We start from the raw sequence: 19,726 nt of genomic DNA on the forward strand, positions 1-19,726 counted from the left end.
GGCTTGAGGACAGTCGTCAGTTTAAGTCGGCCGGGCAAGGCCGCCCAAACCGCCCACCCGCGGCCTTCACGCCGCGGCCTTCGGCCTGGCGTTCCAAACACGGCGCAACAGCGCCTTTTCCAACTCGACGATGAGCAGCACGCCAAGGCCGAAGGCCAGGATGCGCCGCCAAGAGTCCATGGCCAGCGCCGCGCTGCCGAACAGCGACTGCATCGCCGGCAGATAGGTGAACAGCAGCTGGCACAGCACCAACACTCCGGCAGCCAGCAGCACATAGCGGTTGCCCACCAGTCCTTCGCGGTTGAGCACCGGGGCGGTGAAGCTGCGCATGTTGAAGAGGTAGAACAGCTCGCCGGCAAACAGTGTATTGACCGCAGCCGTGCGCGCCAGCTCCACCGATGCGCCCAGCCGCAGCTCCCAGGCGAAGATCGCCATGCTGCCGGCCACCAGCAAGCCGCCGACGAACAGGATGCGCCAGCCGATGAAGCGGTCCAGCAGCGGCTCGCCCGGGCTGCGCGGCGGCCGCCGCATGATGTCCTCCTCCGGCGGCTCGAAGGCCAGCGCCAGCGCCAGGGTGACGGCGGTGATCATGTTCACCCACAGGATCTGCACCGGCGTGATGGGCATGGTCATGCCGAACAGCACGGCGAAGAACACCATCGCCGCCTGGCCGAGGTTGGTCGGCAGGATGTAGGCGATGGCCTTGCGCAGGTTGTCGTAAACGGTGCGCCCTTCCTCCACCGCCGCCGCCACCGAGGCGAAGTTGTCATCCGCCAGCACCATCTCCGCCGCTTCCTTGGCCGCCTCGGTGCCCTTGCGCCCCATGGCGACGCCGACGTCGGCGCGCTTCAGCGCCGGGGCGTCATTGACCCCGTCGCCGGTCATCGCCACCACCTCGCCGCGCGACTGCAGGGCCTGCACCAGCCGCAGTTTGTGCTCCGGGCTGGCACGGGCAAAGATGTCCGTGTCCTGCACCGCGGCGGCCAGCGCAGCGTCGTCCAGCGCTTCGATCTGCTCGCCGGTGAGCGCCTTCACCTCGTGCCCCAGGCCGAGCTGGCGGCCAATGGCGCAGGCGGTGGCGGCATGGTCGCCGGTGATCATCTTCACCCGTATGCCGGCAGCCAGACAGCGGGCGACCGCCTTCACCGCCTCGTCCCGCGGCGGGTCGGACAAGCCGCAGACCGCCAGCAGCGTGAAGCCGCCCGCCTCCACGCCGGCGAAGTCCAGCCCCTCCCGGCCCGCCGGCTCGATGCGCTCGGCGATGGCCAGCAGGCGCATGCCCTCGGCCGCCATCCCGTCCATGCCAGCGCGCAGGGCGTCGCTATCCAGCGGCCGCGCCTCGCCGCCTTCGCCGCGCATGTCCACGCACAGTGCCAGCACCCGCTCCGGCGCCCCCTTCAGGTAAGTGCGCAGCGGCCCCTGGTGGCTGCGGTGCAGCGTGGCCATGAAGCGGTGCTCGGATTCGAAGGGGATAACGTCCGCCCGCGGCAGCCGCTCGCGCTCCAGCGCGAACTCAAGCCCGGCCTTGCCCGCCAGCCCGAGCAGCGCGCCTTCGGTGGGGTCGCCGAGCAGCACCCAATCCTCGCCCTCCTGCCGCACCGAGGCGTCGTTGCACAGCAGGGCCGCACAGGCAATGTCGCGCAGCAATGGCAGGCCGTCGAGGTCGTCGCCCTGGCAGGAGAAACCGCCCTGGGGCGCGTAGCCGGGGCCGGAGACCTCGATGGGGCCAGCGCCGGTCAGCAGGCGGCGCACCGCCATTTCGTTGCGGGTCAGCGTGCCGGTCTTGTCCGAGCAGATCACCGTCACCGCGCCCAGCGCCTCCACCGCCGGCAGGCGGCGCACGATGGCGTGCCGCCGCGCCATGCGCTGCACGCCGATGGCCAGCGTGATGGTGACGATGGCCGGCAGCCCCTCGGGAATCGCCGCCACCGCGAGGCCGACGGCGGCGAGGAACATCTCGTCCAGCGCATAACCGCGCACCAGCACGCCGAAACCCAGCGCAGCCGCGGCAACGACCAGGATGATCCAGGTGAGCATGCGGCCGAAGGCGGCGAGTTGGCGCAGCAGCGGCGTGCTCAGCGCCTCCACCGAATCCAGCAAGGCACCGATGCGGCCGATCTCAGTGGCGGCGCCGGTCGCCACCACCACCGCGCTGGCCTGCCCGCTCACCACCAGCGTGCCCGAGTAGGCCATGGACGTACGGTCGCCCAGCGCCGCCTGCGCATCCACCGCCGCCAGGCCCTTCTCGACCGCCAGCGACTCGCCGGTGAGGGCGGACTCATCCACGCGGAAATTGCGCGCCTCCACCAGCCGCAGGTCGGCCGGCACGCGGTCGCCGGAAGCAAGGAAGACGATGTCGCCCGGCACCAGCTCGGCCGCCTCTATCTCCCGCCTGTGGCCGTCGCGCCGCACCGCCGCATGCGGCGACAGCATGCTGCGGATCGCATCCAGCGCCTGTTCGGCCTTGCCCTCCTGGATGAAGCCGATGATGGCGTTGATCACCACCACGCCCAGGATCACGCCCGCATCCACCCAGTGGCCGGTGAGCGCAGTCACACCGCCGGCGGCCAACAATACGTAGATGAGGACGTTGTGGAACTGCAGCAGGAAACGTTTCAGGGCACCGGTGGGCTTGGCAGCGGGCAATGCGTTCAGGCCGTGTCGCGCCAGTCGCGCGGCGGCCTCGTCGGCGCTCAAGCCCTGGTGCGGCTCGACCGCAAGGCGGGCGAGAACCTGCTCGCTGGAACAGGCGTGCGGCAACATCTCCGCCGCGGTTTCTTCGGGACGATGGGCGCCCATGACCTCTCCTGCATGAGGGAACAGGGAATGCGAGCGGCCGTCCGGGAGTGAAGTTCCTCGCCGGCGCTCCGCTCCACTGCCCCAGCATGCGGCGCGGGCGTTGCGCTGTCGTGATGCGGATCAAGCCGCAGGGCGGCGACCCCGTGCAAGCTGATGTCGGCTTGGCTGGGTGCTCGGTTTCGCGCTCAGGTGCGCACTTACTTGCGCGGCGCTACCGGCAGCAGCACAACACGGCTGCCAACCAGGCGGTCGTGCAGGAACTGGCGGTCGCGGTCGATCAGCGCCCACAACAGGCCGATGCCGAAGCCGAGTACCGAAGGCCACGCCAGCGCATAGCGCAGCCAGCAGCGGCCGACGCTCAGGCGGTGGCCATCGGCGGCGGACACCAGCTTCAACCGCCAGGTCTGCATCGCCAGGGTCTGGCCACCACGGCGCCAGTACCAGACGAAGTAGGCGCCCAGCACCAGGAACACATGCACCCAGGCCAGCCATCCCGGCGGTGCAACCTCGAAGGCGACCCCGAGAATCAGGTAGGGCACCATGAAGGTCAGCGCCAGTACGCCGAGCAGCAACAGGGATTCGTAAAGAAGGCTAGCCAGCCGGCGCCGGAAGCCGGCCAGTTCGACGACGGTGCGCGTCGAAGGCGCAGCCGAGCCGGCGGGCGCCTCACCGCGGATCGCGGAGGCGCGGCGTTTCGCACGTGCATTCATTGATTGGATTGCTTGTCGTTCTCGGATATGGCTGCGCCGGGGCGGCGCATCTGGGCGGCATTGACCACATCGCGGCGGGTTTCCGGCGGCAGGCTCTGGAAGCGCTCCCACTCGGCATTTAGGTTGCCGCGCACCTCGGCAGGAATGTCGCGCAGGCGGCGATAGCCTTCACGCGCCTTCTGCCGCTCGGCCGGCTGCAGCCGGGCCCAGTCGCGCATGCGGGCCTGCATGCGCGACTGCTCGTCGGCGGAAAGCTTGTCGTAGCGATCGGCGATCCCCACCCACTTGCGCCGGCTGGCCGCCGACAGTTCTCCCCATTCATCCGCCAGCGGGGAGAGGATTTCCTTCTGGTGCTGGCCCAGTTCACGCCAGCTGGGCGCCAGGACCGGAGCGGCGGAAACGGCCTGCGCGGCAAGCAATGCGAGGATCAGGACTGCGTAGCGTGGCGCAGCCATGCCCCGAAGTCCTCATCCAGGTATGCATCGATGGGAAGCTCGTCCACCAGCAGCGCGGCGTCGATCTCTTCCAGTTCGGCCAGGCGGACGGAGGTGGCCCACATGTCGCCAATCGCGACCACCGCCAGCACGGCAGCCACCGCACCAGCCTGGCGCAGCACCGCTGCCGGCGATACGCCAGCCCTAACCCAGGCGGCGATCCGGCCCAGCAAACCGCTCCTCGGCCGGTGCGCCGCCAACGCGCGCTGGCGAGCCGCGCGCAGGCGGGCCAGCGTGTCGGCGTCGACTTCGTGGGCGGCAACCGTGAGATGCGCGGCGATGCGCCGCGCGAACGCCACGCCATCATCCGCGTCACCGGTCACCTTGATGACCCGTTCGTTCATGGCACGATTCCCCTTGCCTTCAGTGCCGCGGCCAAAGTGTGCGTGGCGCGCGAACAGTGGGTTTTGACGCTGCCCTCCGAGCAGCCCATGGCTTCGGCCGTCTCGGCGATGTCCATCTCTTCCCAGTAACGCATCAGGAAAGCCTCCCGTTGACGAGCCGGCAGGCGCGAGATCTCGCGCTCCAGGAGCCCCAGCAGGTGCTTGCGCTCGAAGCAGCCGTGGGGCGTCTCACCTTCGGCTGTCTCCCGGGTGTCCGCCAGGGTGTCGAGCGGGTCGGCTTCGTCTTCGGCCTCGCCGGCAAACACCGACAGCGGAGAGAGCCAGAGCCGGCGCACCTTCTGCCGGCGATGCACGTCGAGGATGACGTTCTGCAGGATGCGCTGGAACAGCATCGGGAACTCCGCCGCCGGCCGGTCGCCGTAGCGGGCGGAGAGTTTCATCATGGCGTCCTGCACCGCGTCGAGCGCGGCCTCCTCGTCCCGGAGTGACCACGAGGCCTGCTTGAACGCGCGCTTTTCGACGCTTTCGAGAAACGCGGAGAGTTCGACCCGGGAAGCCAGCTGGAAGTCCTTGAGAAATCCGGCCCTTGGGCTCTTCTTCGCGGCCTAGCCGCAGCCTTGACCTGCGCCCTTGTGCCCGGTAACGTTCGCTGTTTCTTCGAACGAAATACAGAGCGAGTTTGCGATGGTGCTGACCGGAGCCGAAATTGTAATCAGGAGCCTGCAGGAAGAAAAGGCCGAGTATGTGTTCGGATATCCGGGTGGTGCGGTACTGCATATCTACGACGCGCTGTTCCAGCAGGAGAACGTCCGCCACGTACTCGTTCGCCATGAGCAGGCCGCGGTTCACGCGGCCGACGGCTACTCCCGCAGCACCGGAAAGGTCGGCGTCGCCCTGGTGACCTCCGGCCCGGGCGCCACCAATGCCGTCACCGGCATTGCCACCGCCTATTGCGACTCCATCCCGCTGGTCATCATCTCCGGCCAGGTGCCCACCGCCGCGATCGGCCAGGACGCCTTCCAGGAAGTGGATACCGTCGGCATCACCCGGCCGTGCGTCAAGCACAACTTCCTGGTGCGCGACGCCCGCGATATCGCTAGCACGATCAAGAAGGCCTTCTACCTCGCCCGCACCGGCCGCCCCGGCCCGGTGCTGGTGGACATCCCGAAGGACGTCACCGCCGCCAAGGCCGAGTTCGAGTATCCGGCCGAGATCTCGATGCGCTCCTACAACCCTGTGGTAAAGGGTCATCACGGCCAGATCAAGAAGGCCGTCCAGCTGCTGCTGGAAGCCAAGCGGCCGATGATCTACACCGGCGGCGGCGTGATTCTGGCGGATGCAGCCGAAGCGCTCACCAAGCTCACCCGCATGCTGGGCTTTCCCATCACCAACACGCTGATGGGCCTGGGCGGCTATCCCGCCTCCGATCGCCAGTACCTGGGCATGCCGGGCATGCACGGCACCTACGAAGCCAACATGTCCATGCACTACTGCGACGTGCTGCTGGCCGTGGGCGCTCGCTTCGACGACCGCGTCATCGGCGACCCGAACCACTTCGCCTCCGAGCCGCGCAAGATCATCCATGTCGACATCGACCCCTCCTCCATCTCCAAGCGGGTGAAGGTGGACATCCCCATCGTCGGCGACCTGAAGGAAGTGCTGGAGGAGATGATCCGCCAGCTGGAAGCCGGCACCCAGCGGCCGGACGCCGAGCAGCTCGCGCCGTGGTGGAAACAGGTCGAAGAGTGGCGTAGCCGCGAGTGCATGAAGTTCAAGAACTCGGACGAGATCATCAAGCCCCAGTTCGTGGTGCAGAAGCTGTGGGAAGTGACCGGCGGCGACGCCTTCGTCACTTCTGATGTCGGCCAACACCAAATGTGGGCCTCGCAGTATTACCGCTTCGACCAGCCGCGCCGCTGGCTGAACTCCGGCGGCCTCGGCACCATGGGTGTCGGCCTCCCGTACGCGATGGGCGCGCAACTCGCCAACCCGGGCCGGCCTGTGGCCTGCGTGACCGGCGAAGCCTCCATCCAGATGAACATCCAGGAACTCTCCACCTGCAAGCAGTTCCGCCTGCCGATCAAGATCTGCAACCTGAACAACCGCTACCTCGGCATGGTGCGGCAGTGGCAGCAGCTCTTCCACGGCGGCCGCTACTCCGAGTCCTACATGGACTCGCTGCCCGATTTCTCCCGCCTGGCCGAGTCCTATGGCCACATCGGCATGAAGGTCGAGCGGCCGGGCGATGTCGAAGGCGCGCTGCGCGAAGCCTTCGCGCGCAAGAACGATCTGGTCTTCCTGGATTTCCAGGTGGATCCGACCGAAAACGTGTATCCCATGGTCCAGGGTGGCAAGGGTCTCACCGAGATGATCCTGTCCGCCGAGGATCTGTAACCTCCCGACCACCAGGACGGGGCGCGGCGGCCATCCCCTGCCGCGCCGGCGCGAGCCTCGCCCACCGGCGGGGCCGTGCCGCGGATGCCGGCCCCCGGCAGTCCGTGACGTCAGGGCGGACGGCTCAACGTCCCCTCCAGCACACGAGCGCAACATGAGACACGTCATCTCCCTGCTCATCGAGAACGAATCCGGCGCGCTGTCGCGCGTCTCCGGACTGTTCTCGGCCCGCGGCTACAACATCGAGTCGCTCACCGTGGCGCCCACCGAAGACGCCTCGATGTCGCGCATGACCATCGTCACCGTCGGCTCGGACGAGATCATCGAGCAGATCACCAAGCAGCTGAACAAGCTGGTCGAGGTGGTGAAGGTGGTCGACATCTCCGAAGCCGCCCACATCGAACGCGAGCTGATGCTGATCAAGGTGCGCGCCACCGGCAAGGACCGCGAGGAGATGAAGCGCACCGCGGACATCTTCCGCGCCCGCATCATCGACGTCACCGACGCCTCCTACGTCATCGAGCTGACCGGCAACCAGTCCAAGCTCGACGCCTTCCTCGGCGCCATCGATTCCAGCCTGATCCTGGAGACGGTGCGTTCCGGCATCTGCGGCATCGGCCGCGGCGACCGCGTGCTGAAGATCTGACGTTTTGCAGCCGGCCGCCGTGCCGCTATCATGGCCGCCGCCGGCACTCCCTGCCACAGAAAGAAAGCTGAAAGGAAAAGCATGAAAGTCTATTACGACAAGGACGCCGACCTCTCCCTGATCAAGGGCAAGAAGGTCACCATCGTCGGCTACGGCTCGCAGGGCCACGCCCACGCGCAGAACCTGGCCGACTCCGGCGTCAAGGTCACCGTTGCCCTGCGCAAGGGCGGCGCCTCCTGGGACAAGGCCAAGGCCGCCGGCCTGAAGGTCGAGGAAATCGCCAAGGCAGTGAAGACCGCCGACGTGGTCATGATCCTGCTGCCGGACGAGAACATCCCGCAGGTGTACAAGGACGAAGTCGAGCCGAACATGAAGAAGGGCGCCGCCCTGGCCTTCGCCCACGGCTTCAACGTCCATTACAACCAGGTCGTGCCGCGCGCCGACCTCGACGTCATCATGATCGCCCCCAAGGGCCCGGGCCACACCGTGCGCTCCGAGTACCTGCGCGGCGGCGGCGTGCCCAGCCTGATCGCGGTGTACCAGGACAAGTCCGGCAAGGCCAAGGACATCGCCCTGTCCTACGCTGCGGCCAACGGTGGCACCAAGGGTGGCGTCATCGAGACCGACTTCAAGGAAGAGACCGAGACCGACCTCTTCGGTGAACAGGCCGTGCTGTGCGGCGGCGCCGTCGAGCTGGTGAAGATGGGCTTCGAAACCCTGGTCGAAGCCGGCTACGCGCCCGAGATGGCCTACTTCGAGTGCCTGCACGAGCTGAAGCTGATCGTCGACCTGATGTACGAAGGCGGCATCGCGACGATGAACTACTCCATCTCGAACAACGCCGAGTACGGCGAGTACGTGACTGGCCCGGAAGTCATCAACGAGCAGTCCCGCGAAGCGATGCGCAACGCCCTGAAGCGCATCCAGACCGGCGAATACGCCAAGATGTTCATCCTGGAAGGCAAGACCAACTACCCGAGCATGACCGCCCGCCGTCGTCTGACCGCCGAGCATCCGATCGAGAAGGTCGGCAGCCAGCTGCGCGACATGATGCCGTGGATCAAGGCCAAGGCGCTGGTGGACAAGTCCAAGAACTGAGCATTGCCAGTTCATCCGGGCCGGGGATCGCTGCATGCGGGCCCCGGCCCTTTTCGTTGAGGGCGCCCCATGTCCGACAAGCAATACCCCCATCCCATCCTGGCCCGCGAGGGCTGGCCTTTCATCGCCATCGCACTTGCCCTGGCGCTGGTCGTCAATGGCGCCGCCGGCTGGGCCTGGGCCCTGCCGTTCTGGATCCTGCTGGTCTTCGTTGTCCAGTTCTTCCGTGACCCCGCCCGGCCCATTCCGCAGGATCCCAAGGCGGTGCTGAGCCCGGCGGACGGCCGCATCGTCGCCATCGAGCCGGTGCGCGACCCCTGGCTGGACCGCGACACGGTCAAGATCAGCGTATTCATGAACGTGTTCAACGTGCACTCCAACCGCAGCCCGGTGGATGGCGAAGTGAAGCAGCGCTGGTATCACCCCGGCCAATTCGTGAATGCCGCGCTGGACAAGGCTTCGGTGGAGAACGAGCGCAACGCGCTGCACATCCGCAGCCGCGACGGCCACGACATCACCTGCGTGCAGGTCGCCGGCCTGGTTGCCCGCCGCATCCTCTGCTACGTCGAATCCGGCGCCAAGCTGAGCCGCGGCCAGCGCTACGGCTTCATCCGCTTCGGTTCCCGGGTGGACCTCTACCTGCCGGTGGGCACCCGCGCCCGCGTCACCATCGGCGACAAGGTTTCCGCCAGCAGCACCATCCTCGCCGAGCTGCCCTGAGCCGGCCCAGCCATGCGGCCGCGCGGGTCCGCGGCCGCATGAGCTAGAATCAGACTTTACCCAGCCCGATCCCGTCATCGTGGACCATCCCGATCACATGCCCCTGATCTCCCTCGAAAAGCGGCGCCGCGGGATCTATATCCTGCCCAACCTGTTCACCACCGCTGCCCTGTTCGCCGGCTTCTACGCCATCGTGCAAGCGATGAACCAGCGCTACGAATATGCGGCTGTCGCCATCTTCGTGGCGATGATCTTCGACGGCCTGGACGGTCGCGTCGCCCGCCTCACCCATACCCAGAGCGCCTTCGGCGCCGAGTACGACTCGCTGTCGGACATGGTCTCCTTCGGCGCCGCCCCGGCGCTGGTCGTCTACGAATGGGCGCTCAAGGACCTCGGCAAGCTGGGCTGGATCGCCGCCTTCATCTACTGCGCCGGAGCCGCACTGCGGCTGGCGCGCTTCAACACCAACATCGCGGTGGTGGACAAGCGCTACTTCCAGGGTCTGCCCAGCCCGGCGGCGGCGGCGCTGGTGGCCGGCCTGGTGTGGGTGGTGTTCGACAACGGCCTGCACGGTGAGGATGTCAGCTGGTATGCCTGCGTGCTGACCATCTTTGCCGGCATCTCCATGGTCAGCAACGTGATGTTCTGGAGCGGCAAGGACATCAACCTGCGCAAGAGCGTGCCCTTCATCGTCGTCATCGCGCTGGTGATGGCTTTCGCCCTGGTTTCCAGCTATCCGCCGGGGGTGCTGTTCGCTCTCTTCCTCGCCTACGCCTGCTCCGGCTACGTGCTGTGGCTGTGGCGCTGGACGCGGCGCAAGAAGCGCCAGGCGCTGCTGCGCGAGCGCGACGGCAGCGGCACGCCGCCCGAAGCTTGAGCCCTGCATCCCGGTTGCCGACGCCCGGCGCGAGGACACGATGGCCGTCCGCCTGCTGCTGATCGAAGACAACCGGGACATCCTCGCCAACCTGGCCGACTACCTCAGCCTCAAGGGCTTCGAGGTGGATTGCGCCCAGGACGGGCTGGGCGGCATCCACCTTGCCGCCACCCAGCATTACGACCTCATCGTGCTCGATGTGATGCTGCCGGGCATGGACGGCTACAGCCTGTGCCAGCGCCTGCGCGAAGGCGAGCGCAACGACACCCCGGTCATCATGCTCACCGCCCGCGATGCGCTGGACGACCGCCTCAGCGGCTTCCGTGCCGGTGCCGACGACTACCTCACCAAGCCCTTCGCCCTGCCCGAACTGGCCGCCCGCATCGAAGCGGTACTCAAACGCACCCGTGGCGGCGGCCGGCGACGGCTGCAGGTGGCAGATCTCAGCTACGACCTCGACACGCTGGAAGTCAGCCGCGCCGGCCAGGCCCTGCACCTCGGCCCCATCGGCCTCAAGCTGCTGGCGACCTTGATGCAGCGCAGCCCCGGCGTGGTCCGCCGGGAAGTGCTGGAGAACGTACTGTGGGGCGACGAACCGCCCGACAGCGATGCCTTGCGCAGCCACATCCACGCCCTGCGCCAGCAGATCGACAAGCCCTTCGCCAGCGCCTTGCTGCACACGGTGCACGGCGTCGGCTACCGGCTGGCGCCGGCCGAACATGAGCACTAGCCAACCCACGGCCGCCTTCCAGCGCCACGGACTGGCGAGCCGCATCGTCATCGCCTTCACGCTGATGGCCACCACCGTCGCCGGCCTGTTCTCGGTCGGCGTCATCCTCGCCATCGGCATGGCAGAGCAGGAGCTGGTCACCGAGGGCATGAGCCGGCAGCTGGACTTCGTCATTGCCAGCGGCGAGGACAGCGCCTCGCGCCAACTGAGCGCCGGCCTGCACCTCTACCGCAGCGGGGCGCCGGGCGATCCTCCGCTGCCGGCCTGGCTGCAAGGCTATGGCCCCGGCTTTCACGAGATCATCCACGACGGCGTGGAATACGAAACGCTGTTCAGCGAGCAAGGCTCGACACGCTACGTGCTGCTGCTCGACCAGGAAGACTTCGAGCGCCACGAGCGCATGACCTTCCTCATCGTCGGCGCCGGCTTCCTGCTCAGCGCGCTGACCGCGCTGGTGCTCGGCCTGCTCACGGCGCGCCGGGTCATCGCGCCGGTAGTACGCCTGGCCGGCCAGGTGCAGCACCGGGATCAGCTGCTGCCGCTGGCGCCCCCATTGGCGCCGGATTATCCCGCCGACGAGGTCGGCCAACTCGCCGCGGCCTTCGACAGCACCCTGGGCCAGCTGCGCCAGGCCCTGCAGCGCGAAACGCTGTTCACCAGCGACGTCAGCCACGAGTTGCGCACCCCGCTGATGGTGATCGCCAGCTCCTGCGAACTGCTGCTGGAAGAGCTGCCCGCCGGCTCGCGCGAACACACCCAGCTGCTCCGCCTGCACCGCTCCTGCGGCGAAATGCGGGAACTGATAGAGACCTTCCTGTGGCTGGCCCGCGGCGCCAGCGGGCGCAATCCGCTCGCCAGCGACACTACCCTCGCAGCCGTTGCCGAGGAGCAGCGCGAGCGCTGGGCGCAAGAGGCCGTGCAGCGCGGCCTCGCCTTCCACCTGGAGGGCGTGGCTGCCGACGCCGATGCGCCCCGCTACCCGGCGCCGCTATTGCGCGCGGTGATGTCCAATCTGCTGCGCAACGCCCTGCATTACACCGACCGCGGTTCGGTGCGGCTGATCCTGCATGCGGACGGATTTGACGTCGCGGACACAGGCGCCGGCATTCCCGAGGCGGAACGCCTGGACATCTTCCGCCCCTTCATCCGCGGCAGCACCAGCCGGGGCGACGGCATCGGCCTTGGGCTGTCGCTGGTGCAGCGTATTTGCAGCCAGCAAGGCTGGCGGGTATCGCTGGAAGCCAATCCGGGCGGCGGCTGCCTTTTCCGGGTAAGCCTGCAGCCGCGCTGAACACCCGGTTTCACGAAATTCTCACACCCGGTTGACGCGGCGCTGACGCCCACCCAGCCAAGCTGCGGGCTCCTCACACCAGGAGCCTCCGATGAGCAGCCCCGCGCCCCAGCCGATCTCACTGCCCTTCTCGGACAAATACGACCAGGCCCACGCCCAGGCCTACTTCCGCAAACACCGCGACGGCCTCGCCCGCCGGCTCTCCCATCTTCGCGACGAGCAGATGGCGCGCCGCGCCCTGCACCTGGCCGACGATCCCACACTGGTACTGGACCTGCCCTGCGGCGCAGGCCGCTTCTGGCCGGTGCTGGCCGAGCAGCCCAATCGCGTCATCATTGCCGGCGACAACTCCGCCGACATGCTGGCCGTCGCCCGCAGCAACCATCCGGCCAGCCTGCTCCGCCGCGTTTCCCCGCTGAAGACCTCCGCCTTCGACATCGACCTGCCCGAGCGCGCGGTCGATTGCGTGTTCTGCATGCGCCTGCTGCATCACATCGGCGAGGCCGAGCATCGCCTGGCGATGCTGCGGGAGTTCCACCGCGTCACCCGCGACACGGTGATCCTTTCCCTGTGGGTGGATGGCAACTACAAGGCCTGGCGGCGCGCCCGGCTGGAGCGCGAGCGCGGAACCGGCGGCTACCAGAACCGCTTCGTCATCCCGGTCCAGACCGCCGAGCGGGAGTTCCGCCAGGCCGGCTTCGACATCCTCGGCCATTCCGACTTCCTGCCGCGCTACGCCATGTGGCGGGTCTACACGCTGCGGAGAAGCGCCTGATGGCCGCCCACATCCTCAGCGCTGGCGCCCCCGCCCAGGCCAGCGACAGCGCCGACGCCTTCGCCCACTGGTGGACCTTCCCCGGCGAATGGGTGGAGCCGGTCAACCGCCGCCGCGCCGGCTGGAGCGGCGTACTCCGTGCGACGCAAGGAGACAGGGTGCTCTACATCAAGCGCCAATGCGGCCACCTCTGCCGGACTCCCAGCCGCCCCCTGGGCTGGCCCACCGCCAGCCGGGAGTGGCACTACCTCGGCCGCCTCGCCGCGCTCGGCATTCCCACGCCGCAGCCCCTTTTTCACGGCTCCCGCCGCGGCGAGCAGGGGCAGGAGACGGTGCTCGTCACCGCCGAGCTGCAGGGTTACCGGCCGCTCGCCGAACAGACCGCCTTGTCGCCCGAGCAGCGCAGGCAGCTTGCCGCCGAGGTGGGCAAGACGCTGGGCCGCCTGCACCGGGCCCGCCTCCAGCATGGCTGCCTTTACGACAAACACATTATGGTGCGGTGGCGCGACGGGCAGGCGGACGTCGCCCTGCTCGACCTGGAAAAGATGCGCCCCCGCCTGCGCCGCAGCCTGGCCGCCGGCCACGACCTGGAACAGCTCTCCCGCCACCAGACCCTGTGGCAGGCAAGCGACTGGCAGCACCTGCTGGCCGCCCACGCCCGGCACCTCAACCTGCGCTGAACGCGCCGCCCCCCAGACCGGAACGGAATCCATGAGCACCCTCCTCCATACCTACCGCGGCCGCTTCAAGTACGACGAGGCCACCGCCCACGCCTACCAGAACAAGAGCAGCCGCCGCCACCGGGCGGAAATGAAGCTGGTGGAGCGCGCCCTGCGCCAGATCCCGCGTGACCACCGCCTGCTGGATCTGCCCTGCGGTGGCGGCCGCGCCACCCTGCATGCGGCGGCGCTGGGTTTCAAGGTGAGCGCCGCCGACTACTCGGACGCGATGCTGGAGATCGCCCGCCGCCGATTGCGCGAGCAGGGGCTGGACTGCCCGGTGGAAAAGCAGGACATCGAGAACCTGGAGTACGCCGACGACAGCTTCGACAGCGTTCTGTGCTTCCGCCTCTTCCACCACTTCCCCACGCCGGAGGTGCGCGAGCGCGCCGTCGCCGAGCTTTGCCGCGTCAGCCGGCGCTACGTGCTGCTGTCCTACTTCTCGCCCTTCTCCATCACCTCGATCAAGCGCCGGCTGCGTGTCTCGCTCGGCGGCAGGCAGTCGGAAAAGCATGCCACCCCGCTGCGTGAAGTACGCAGCTACTTCGAACGGCAGGGCTTCCACCTCGTGCGGGACCTCGCCGTGCTTCCCCTGCTGCACACCCTGCACCTGGCGGTTTTCGAGCGGGCCCCCGCCGTGACGCGCTGAGCCGCGGAAAGGCGTCCGCCCGTTCGTGCCGCTCCCATGCCGGGCGCCAGCGCGATAAGATTCCGCTTTTCCCCGCAGGCGCGACTTCCGCGCCAGCACGCCGCGCCGGAATCGAATCCGCAGGAGCCCACCATGAGCACGCCGCACTCCCCCAAAGACTCGCTGATCATCTTCGACACCACCCTGCGCGACGGCGAGCAGAGCCCCGGTGCCTCGATGACCCGCGAGGAGAAACTGCGCATCGCCCGCCAGCTGGAGCGCATGCGGGTGGACGTGATCGAGGCTGGCTTCGCCGCCGCCTCCAACGGCGACTTCGAGTCGGTGCGCTCCATCGCCGAAGCGGTGAAGGAATCCACCGTCTGTTCCCTGGCGCGCGCGAACGAGAACGACATTCGCCGCGCCGGTGAAGCCATCCGCCCCGCCGCCCGCGGCCGCATCCACACCTTCATCGCCACCAGCCCCATCCACATGGAGAAGAAGCTGCGGATGACGCCGGACCAGGTGGTGGAACAGGCGGTGAAGTCCGTCGGCTGGGCGCGCGAATACACTGACGACGTCGAGTTCTCCGCAGAGGATGCCGGCCGCTCCGAGCTGGACTTCCTCTGCCGCATCTTCGAGGCGGTGATCAAGGCCGGCGCCAAGACCATCAACGTGCCCGACACCGTCGGCTACAACGTGCCGGAGCAGTACGCCGCCACCTTGCGCAAGGTGATAGAGCGCGTGCCCGGCTCGGACAAGGTGATCTGGTCGGTGCACTGCCACAACGACCTCGGCCTCGCCGTCTCCAACTCGCTGGCCGCCGTCATGGCCGGCGCCCGCCAGGTGGAATGCACCATCAACGGCCTGGGCGAGCGTGCCGGCAACGCCTCGCTGGAAGAGATCGTGATGGCGGTGCGCACCCGCGCCGACATCTTCCCGGTGGAAACCCGCATCGACGCCACCCAGATCGTGCCCGCCTCCCGCCTGGTGTCGCAGATCACCGGCTACCCGGTGCAACCGAACAAGGCCATCGTCGGCGCCAACGCCTTCGCCCATGAATCCGGCATCCACCAGGATGGCGTGCTCAAGCACCGCGAAACCTACGAGATCATGCGTGCCGAGGATGTGGGCTGGGGTGCCAACAAGCTGGTGCTGGGCAAGCACTCCGGCCGCAACGCCTTCCGCGCCCGCCTGCAGGAGCTGGGCATCGCGGTGGAGACCGAGGAGCAGCTGAACGCCGCCTTCGCCCGCTTCAAGGAGCTGGCGGACAAGAAGCACGAGATCTTCGACGAAGACCTGCATGCGCTGATGAGCGACGAAGCCGTCACCCCGGAGGTGGAGCACTACCGGCTGGTGGCCTCGCGCTTCCACTCCGAAACCGGCGAAACCCCGCAGGCCGAGCTGACGCTGACCATAGGCGGCCGCGAAAGCCGCAGCCAGGCGCAGGGCTCCGGCCCGGTGGACGCCGCCTTCAAGGCCATCGAAGCGGTCGCCGCCAGCGGCAGCGAGCTGCTGCTCTACTCGGTGAATGCCATCACCACCGGCACCGACGCCCAGGGCGAAGTCACCGTGCGGCTGGCCAAGGACGGCCGGGTGGTGAATGGCCAGGGCGCGGATACCGACATCATCGTCGCCTCCGCCAAGGCCTACCTCAACGCACTGAACAAGCTCAGCGGCAACATGGAAAAGCTGAATCCGCAGCTGTAAGCGCGAAACGGGGAGCCGTCAGCTCCCCGTTCAGTTCTCCCGACGCCCGGCGGCTCAGCCCCGGGTGCTCCGGCGCGACGGTGCAGTCAGCCGTGCATACGCCACCGTGCTGCAGAACAGCACCACCGACAGCGCTACCTCGGCCAGCGCCAGCGCGCCACCCGGCGCCGCATCGGCAGCCCGCATCACCCCTTCGGTGAAGTACAACAGGGACAGCATGGACAACCACTGGTAGGTGTAGCGGCGGCCCCGCAGGATGCCGAACAGCGCGCCCATCAGCGGCAGCGCCTTCAGCGTCATCCACGAGCCGCCTGGCCGCAGCGGCGCCAGCCAGCCCTCCCACAGCACGCAGAGCACGATCAGCGCGATCAGGCTGGCGCTGGCGAGCAGCCACAGCCGCCGCACGGTAACCTCCCCGCCGCTCATCGCCCCTTGCCCCCCAGCTTCTGCGCGGTCTGCGCCAGCCGGCGGCCCAGCGCCTGCGCCAGCATCGCCTCCTCCTCGCTCAGCCGCGCCAGGCCATCCGCACCGGCGACATGGCTGGCGCCGTAGGGTGTGCCACCGCTGCGGGTGGTGTTCAGCGCCGGTTCGGTGAAGGGCAGGCCCATCACCAGCATGCCGTGGTGGAACAGCGGCAGCATCATCGACAGCAGCGTGCTCTCCTGGCCGCCATGCAGGCTGGCGGTGGAGGTGAACACCGCGGCCGGCTTGCCCGCCAGCGTGCCATTGGCCCAGGCGGCGCCCAGGCCATCGAGGAAGTACTTCATCGGCGCCGCCATGTTGCCGAAACGGGTCGGGCTGCCCAGCGCCAGGCCGATGCACTCCTCCAGATCGCGGGCTTCGACGTAAGGCGGACCATCGGCGGGGATGTCGCCCTCCACCGCTTCGCATACGGTGGAAACGCGGGGCACGGTACGCACCCGGGCGACGGCGCCAGGCACCTGCTGGATGCCGAGCGCGACTTGCTCAGCCAGGGCGCGCACCGAGCCGCGATGGCTGTAATACAACACGAGGATTTCCTGCATGAAGGGGAGGACTCGATAGAATGCGCGGATTATACCTGCCGGGAATGGACCGCGTCAGCGAATCGCTGCGCGACTTCCTGCTGGAGAACCTGCTGCCCGAGCGGGCCGGCAAGATCATCACCACCTATGCCCTGCAGTTCTCGCAGAAAGCGGCCCGGCTGACGCTGATAGGCACCGCGCTGCTGGCCATCACCGCGCTGATGCTGCTGTCCACCATAGAGGGCGTGTTCAACCAGATCTGGGGCGTGCGCCGGCCGCGTTCGCTGCTGCTGCGCATCACCGTCTACTGGTTCGCGCTGACCATAGGCCCGATGGTCCTCGGCGGCAGCGTGGTGGCCACCGGCTATCTGGCGAGCACTTCGGCGGAACTGTCCTCCCACCTGCCCTGGCTGGGCGAGCTCGCCGCCCGCCTGCTGCCGCCGCTGCTGCTGGGCGCCCTGTTCTCCTTTCTCTACTTCGCGGTGCCCAACCATCCGGTGAAGGCGCTGCACGCACTTGCAGGCGGCCTGGCCGCGGCGCTGGTGTTCTTCCTCATGCAGCGCGCCTTCGGCCTCTTCATCGCGCGCTTTCCCACCTACACGCTGATCTACGGCACCTTCGCCGCGCTGCCCATCTTCCTGGTTTGGCTCTACCTGTCCTGGCTGGTGGTATTGATGGGCGCCCTGGTGGCGGCCAGCCTGCCGACCTTCCTCGAACGCCGGCTGGTGACGCCCGCCTTCCCTGGAGACCGCGCCTGGGCGGCACTGCAGATAATGATCGCGCTCGCACGCGCGCAGCAGGCCGGGAAGGCCGCCGCCTTCGACGAACTGCGCCACCACGCCGGCCTCGCCGAGCATGTCGCCGAAGAGCTGCTGGGCGCCTTGTGCGAAGCCGGCTGGGCCGCACGCAGCGAGGAAGGGCACTGGCTGCTGACCCGCTCGGCGGACGACATCGGCACCGCCGCGCTGGTCGCGCGCTTCGCCCTGGACCCCGCAGCCTGGACCATGCATGCCGGCGATGCTTGCAGCCGGGACCTCGGCCAGTTGCTACAAGCCGGCCTCGCAAGTGCCGACCGCCGTCTGAGCGATCTGGCCCGTACGGTGCCTGCTGGCGATGCCACCGCGCAGACGAGCTGAAGCCCCCGGGCCGGCTCCGCACGCAAACGCCCAGGGAAAATGAAAAAAGCCGCCGACGGCACTGTCAGCGGCTTAAGCCTTCCTGTCGGCCAGGGCCTCAGATCGGGTAGGGATCGATCTCGTACTGGAACAGCTCGACCGCCGCCGTCTGCATGTCCAGCCCGAGCACGCGCGCCTGGGCCACGTAGAGGTGACTGCTCTCGTGCACCAGGATGAAGCGGCGCGAAACGTAGGAGCCAGCCGGCGCGAGGATGGCCTGGTTGCGCCGTACCGCCGCCATCGGCGGCAGGATGAGGGCCGGCGCGGTACCCCGCATGTCGCTGCCGCGGAAGCCGACTGACACGGGGGTGAAGGCTTGCGACAGCAGTTGCAGGCCCAGTTCAATCTGGTCTGGATTCTCGCTGCGCAGCCAGCGCACGATGCAGATCGACCACGGCTGCGAGGCATCCCGCCTCAGCGCCAGCGCCATGCCGGCGGAGAGTACGCCCTCGACCCCGGCCACGCACATGATGGCGTAGCCGCCCGGGCTCTCGTTGAACACCATCCATTCGGCCAGGGTCACGTTTTCCTCGCCGCGCCGCGCCATCTCCCAGATGGCTCTGAGCCCGGCGCAGACCTGTACCGTGTATTGGTGTTTGCGCCTGGGCAGCTCACGCATGGGAGGCAAGGTCCAGCGCCCGCGCAAGCGGCGCAACAGGGTCAGGGCCTCCACCGGGGTCAACCCCTCGGGCAGGCCGGAAACATCCGGAGCCAGCAATTCGCCATCGCGCTCCAGGCCCACCACTTCCGCTTCCAGGATGCGGCTCTCCAGCCAGGTCATCTGCTGGTCCACCATGCGGACCAGCGGCACCGGGGTGAAATGCAGCACCCGCACGTCGTCCGGCGCCTGCCGCCTGGCCGCCGCTACCGGCGGGCCATCCTGGGCGCAGTCCATCCAGTAGCTCATCTGCTCCGGCTGCAAGGGCGACAGGGACAACTCGGCAGGGGCGGCGAAGTCGCCCAAGTACTCGAACAACCAGGCCAGCTCACGCGCAGTCAGGCTCTCCGGCTGGGCCACCGCGATTGCCAGCAGGCGCTTGTACTGAGCAGTGAGCCGCGCAGCCACGCCACTGTCGGCGAGCAAATCGGAACCGTTCAGGTTTGCCATCAGGCCATGCGCATGCAGCCACAGCCCGGACGGGGCGACCGCGCCCGCCATGCAACCGATGAGATAGGCCTCGCCCACCAGCAGTTGCGCCCACGCGGCGGACTCCAGCGGCTCCCCGCTGGACATCAGCCGCCACCGGCCGCGACCATCTTCGGCCAGACGCTGGCAAGCCGCGGCAATCTCCAGCAGCGCGTCAACCAGGCTGGCGGCAGCCAGGTGCATCTCCCGCGCCAGCGGAAGCGATGCGCTGATCAGGCGCGGACCGAAGCGCCCGCAGACATCCAGCGCCCGCGAGCTGAAAGCGTCCAGCAGTTCCTGTGCCGCCGCATCCGCTCGCGACACCTGACCGAACCACTCCCGCAGCGCGGCCAGATCGGCGACCGGGTCGTCAGCCGGCTCCGCAGCTAGCCAGTCCATCGCGGCGGCGATGGGATCGGAGGGACGACCGGACTCGGACATTGTGTCGGGATCGAAATGAACGGCTGACAATTGTAGGCAAGATTCACG

The 19,726-nt window shown here is 68.1% G+C and carries 20 protein-coding genes; 12 read left to right on the plus strand and 8 right to left on the minus strand.

Annotated elements, in window-relative coordinates:
* Nucleotides 1–66: 66 nt before the first annotated feature.
* The 5 genes from GRF61_RS03900 to GRF61_RS03920 form a co-directional block, all read right to left on the minus strand.
* A complete protein-coding gene (locus GRF61_RS03900) occupies nucleotides 67–2,799 on the minus strand; it encodes a cation-transporting P-type ATPase (RefSeq protein WP_169149405.1) in 2,733 nt (910 codons plus the stop codon).
* 197 nt (nucleotides 2,800–2,996) lie between these two features.
* The gene (locus GRF61_RS03905; protein WP_169149406.1) at nucleotides 2,997–3,509 is read right to left on the minus strand and encodes an RDD family protein; all 513 of its coding nucleotides are present in this window, start codon (nucleotides 3,507–3,509) and stop codon (nucleotides 2,997–2,999) included.
* Nucleotides 3,506–3,964, minus strand: coding sequence for a DUF3106 domain-containing protein (locus GRF61_RS03910; RefSeq protein WP_169149407.1), 459 nt, complete (start codon nucleotides 3,962–3,964; stop codon nucleotides 3,506–3,508). The genes GRF61_RS03905 and GRF61_RS03910 overlap by 4 nt, the downstream gene beginning before the upstream one ends.
* Nucleotides 3,937–4,347, minus strand: a complete 411-nt coding sequence (locus tag GRF61_RS03915) for a DUF3619 family protein (RefSeq protein ID WP_169149408.1) — start codon at nucleotides 4,345–4,347, stop codon at nucleotides 3,937–3,939. The genes GRF61_RS03910 and GRF61_RS03915 overlap by 28 nt, the downstream gene beginning before the upstream one ends.
* Nucleotides 4,344–4,907 carry an RNA polymerase sigma factor gene (locus tag GRF61_RS03920; RefSeq protein WP_169149437.1) on the minus strand — a complete coding sequence of 188 codons (564 nt, stop codon included), beginning with the start codon at nucleotides 4,905–4,907 and terminating at the stop codon, nucleotides 4,344–4,346. Before GRF61_RS03920 ends, GRF61_RS03915 begins: the two co-directional genes overlap by 4 nt.
* A gap of 106 nt (nucleotides 4,908–5,013) precedes the next feature.
* On the opposite strand from GRF61_RS03920, the gene GRF61_RS03925 reads away from it, so the two are divergent.
* From GRF61_RS03925 to GRF61_RS03975, 11 genes are all read left to right on the plus strand, one after another.
* Complete coding sequence (locus GRF61_RS03925; RefSeq protein ID WP_348982339.1) at nucleotides 5,014–6,741, plus strand: acetolactate synthase 3 catalytic subunit; 1,728 nt, start codon at nucleotides 5,014–5,016, stop codon at nucleotides 6,739–6,741.
* Nucleotides 6,742–6,895: 154 nt separating this feature from the next.
* Nucleotides 6,896–7,387, plus strand: a complete 492-nt coding sequence (gene ilvN / locus GRF61_RS03930) for an acetolactate synthase small subunit (protein ID WP_133594129.1) — start codon at nucleotides 6,896–6,898, stop codon at nucleotides 7,385–7,387.
* A gap of 81 nt (nucleotides 7,388–7,468) precedes the next feature.
* A complete protein-coding gene (ilvC, locus tag GRF61_RS03935) occupies nucleotides 7,469–8,485 on the plus strand; it encodes a ketol-acid reductoisomerase (protein ID WP_133594128.1) in 1,017 nt (338 codons plus the stop codon).
* A gap of 69 nt (nucleotides 8,486–8,554) precedes the next feature.
* On the plus strand, nucleotides 8,555–9,205 hold the full coding sequence (locus GRF61_RS03940; RefSeq protein WP_169149410.1) for a phosphatidylserine decarboxylase: 651 nt from the start codon (nucleotides 8,555–8,557) through the stop codon (nucleotides 9,203–9,205).
* Nucleotides 9,206–9,302: 97 nt separating this feature from the next.
* A complete protein-coding gene (pssA, locus tag GRF61_RS03945; RefSeq protein WP_169149411.1) occupies nucleotides 9,303–10,082 on the plus strand; it encodes a CDP-diacylglycerol--serine O-phosphatidyltransferase in 780 nt (259 codons plus the stop codon).
* A 40-nt stretch (nucleotides 10,083–10,122) separates the two neighbouring features.
* Nucleotides 10,123–10,812: a response regulator transcription factor gene (locus GRF61_RS03950; protein WP_169149412.1), complete on the plus strand. Its 690-nt coding sequence runs from the start codon at nucleotides 10,123–10,125 to the stop codon at nucleotides 10,810–10,812.
* Nucleotides 10,802–12,103: a HAMP domain-containing sensor histidine kinase gene (locus GRF61_RS03955; protein ID WP_169149413.1), complete on the plus strand. Its 1,302-nt coding sequence runs from the start codon at nucleotides 10,802–10,804 to the stop codon at nucleotides 12,101–12,103. Before GRF61_RS03950 ends, GRF61_RS03955 begins: the two co-directional genes overlap by 11 nt.
* A gap of 91 nt (nucleotides 12,104–12,194) precedes the next feature.
* Nucleotides 12,195–12,878, plus strand: coding sequence for a class I SAM-dependent methyltransferase (locus tag GRF61_RS03960; RefSeq protein WP_169149414.1), 684 nt, complete (start codon nucleotides 12,195–12,197; stop codon nucleotides 12,876–12,878).
* Complete coding sequence (locus tag GRF61_RS03965; RefSeq protein ID WP_169149415.1) at nucleotides 12,878–13,558, plus strand: lipopolysaccharide kinase InaA family protein; 681 nt, start codon at nucleotides 12,878–12,880, stop codon at nucleotides 13,556–13,558. Before GRF61_RS03960 ends, GRF61_RS03965 begins: the two co-directional genes overlap by 1 nt.
* A 31-nt stretch (nucleotides 13,559–13,589) precedes the next feature.
* Complete coding sequence (locus tag GRF61_RS03970; protein WP_169149416.1) at nucleotides 13,590–14,246, plus strand: class I SAM-dependent methyltransferase; 657 nt, start codon at nucleotides 13,590–13,592, stop codon at nucleotides 14,244–14,246.
* A 132-nt stretch (nucleotides 14,247–14,378) separates the two neighbouring features.
* A complete protein-coding gene (locus tag GRF61_RS03975; RefSeq protein ID WP_169149417.1) occupies nucleotides 14,379–15,932 on the plus strand; it encodes a 2-isopropylmalate synthase in 1,554 nt (517 codons plus the stop codon).
* 54 nt (nucleotides 15,933–15,986) lie between these two features.
* Here GRF61_RS03975 and GRF61_RS03980 read toward each other — a convergent pair whose 3' ends face one another.
* Together GRF61_RS03980 and wrbA are read right to left on the minus strand one after the other, a co-directional pair.
* On the minus strand, nucleotides 15,987–16,358 hold the full coding sequence (locus tag GRF61_RS03980) for a DUF2069 domain-containing protein (RefSeq protein WP_169149418.1): 372 nt from the start codon (nucleotides 16,356–16,358) through the stop codon (nucleotides 15,987–15,989).
* A complete protein-coding gene (gene wrbA / locus GRF61_RS03985; protein WP_169149419.1) occupies nucleotides 16,355–16,957 on the minus strand; it encodes an NAD(P)H:quinone oxidoreductase in 603 nt (200 codons plus the stop codon). Before wrbA ends, GRF61_RS03980 begins: the two co-directional genes overlap by 4 nt.
* A gap of 20 nt (nucleotides 16,958–16,977) precedes the next feature.
* On the opposite strand from wrbA, the gene GRF61_RS03990 reads away from it, so the two are divergent.
* On the plus strand, nucleotides 16,978–18,072 hold the full coding sequence (locus GRF61_RS03990; protein ID WP_169149420.1) for a YihY family inner membrane protein: 1,095 nt from the start codon (nucleotides 16,978–16,980) through the stop codon (nucleotides 18,070–18,072).
* Between the two features lie 97 nt (nucleotides 18,073–18,169).
* On the opposite strand, the gene GRF61_RS03995 is transcribed toward GRF61_RS03990, so the two are convergent.
* Nucleotides 18,170–19,678, minus strand: coding sequence for a hypothetical protein (locus GRF61_RS03995; protein WP_169149421.1), 1,509 nt, complete (start codon nucleotides 19,676–19,678; stop codon nucleotides 18,170–18,172).
* Between the last annotated feature and the right edge of the window lie 48 nt (nucleotides 19,679–19,726).

The sequence above is a fragment of the Azoarcus sp. TTM-91 genome (genome assembly GCF_012911025.1).
Taxonomy (GTDB): Bacteria; Pseudomonadota; Gammaproteobacteria; order Burkholderiales; family Rhodocyclaceae; genus Azoarcus.

Excerpts from the sequence above, each read along its gene's own strand:
- GRF61_RS03965 (WP_169149415.1), top strand. The coding sequence starts at position 12,878 with ATGGCCGCCCACATCCTCAGCGCTGGCGCCCCCGCCCAGGCCAGCGAC.
- wrbA (WP_169149419.1), bottom strand. The coding sequence starts at position 16,957 with ATGCAGGAAATCCTCGTGTTGTATTACAGCCATCGCGGCTCGGTGCGC.
- GRF61_RS03940 (WP_169149410.1), top strand. The coding sequence starts at position 8,555 with ATGTCCGACAAGCAATACCCCCATCCCATCCTGGCCCGCGAGGGCTGG.
- GRF61_RS03910 (WP_169149407.1), bottom strand. The coding sequence starts at position 3,964 with ATGGCTGCGCCACGCTACGCAGTCCTGATCCTCGCATTGCTTGCCGCG.
- GRF61_RS03950 (WP_169149412.1), top strand. The coding sequence starts at position 10,123 with ATGGCCGTCCGCCTGCTGCTGATCGAAGACAACCGGGACATCCTCGCC.
- GRF61_RS03915 (WP_169149408.1), bottom strand. The coding sequence starts at position 4,347 with ATGAACGAACGGGTCATCAAGGTGACCGGTGACGCGGATGATGGCGTG.
- pssA (WP_169149411.1), top strand. The coding sequence starts at position 9,303 with ATGCCCCTGATCTCCCTCGAAAAGCGGCGCCGCGGGATCTATATCCTG.
- GRF61_RS03905 (WP_169149406.1), bottom strand. The coding sequence starts at position 3,509 with ATGAATGCACGTGCGAAACGCCGCGCCTCCGCGATCCGCGGTGAGGCG.
- GRF61_RS03990 (WP_169149420.1), top strand. The coding sequence starts at position 16,978 with ATGCGCGGATTATACCTGCCGGGAATGGACCGCGTCAGCGAATCGCTG.
- GRF61_RS03995 (WP_169149421.1), bottom strand. The coding sequence starts at position 19,678 with ATGTCCGAGTCCGGTCGTCCCTCCGATCCCATCGCCGCCGCGATGGAC.
- GRF61_RS03970 (WP_169149416.1), top strand. The coding sequence starts at position 13,590 with ATGAGCACCCTCCTCCATACCTACCGCGGCCGCTTCAAGTACGACGAG.
- GRF61_RS03960 (WP_169149414.1), top strand. The coding sequence starts at position 12,195 with ATGAGCAGCCCCGCGCCCCAGCCGATCTCACTGCCCTTCTCGGACAAA.
- GRF61_RS03975 (WP_169149417.1), top strand. The coding sequence starts at position 14,379 with ATGAGCACGCCGCACTCCCCCAAAGACTCGCTGATCATCTTCGACACC.
- GRF61_RS03980 (WP_169149418.1), bottom strand. The coding sequence starts at position 16,358 with ATGAGCGGCGGGGAGGTTACCGTGCGGCGGCTGTGGCTGCTCGCCAGC.
- ilvC (WP_133594128.1), top strand. The coding sequence starts at position 7,469 with ATGAAAGTCTATTACGACAAGGACGCCGACCTCTCCCTGATCAAGGGC.
- GRF61_RS03900 (WP_169149405.1), bottom strand. The coding sequence starts at position 2,799 with ATGGGCGCCCATCGTCCCGAAGAAACCGCGGCGGAGATGTTGCCGCAC.
- GRF61_RS03955 (WP_169149413.1), top strand. The coding sequence starts at position 10,802 with ATGAGCACTAGCCAACCCACGGCCGCCTTCCAGCGCCACGGACTGGCG.
- ilvN (WP_133594129.1), top strand. The coding sequence starts at position 6,896 with ATGAGACACGTCATCTCCCTGCTCATCGAGAACGAATCCGGCGCGCTG.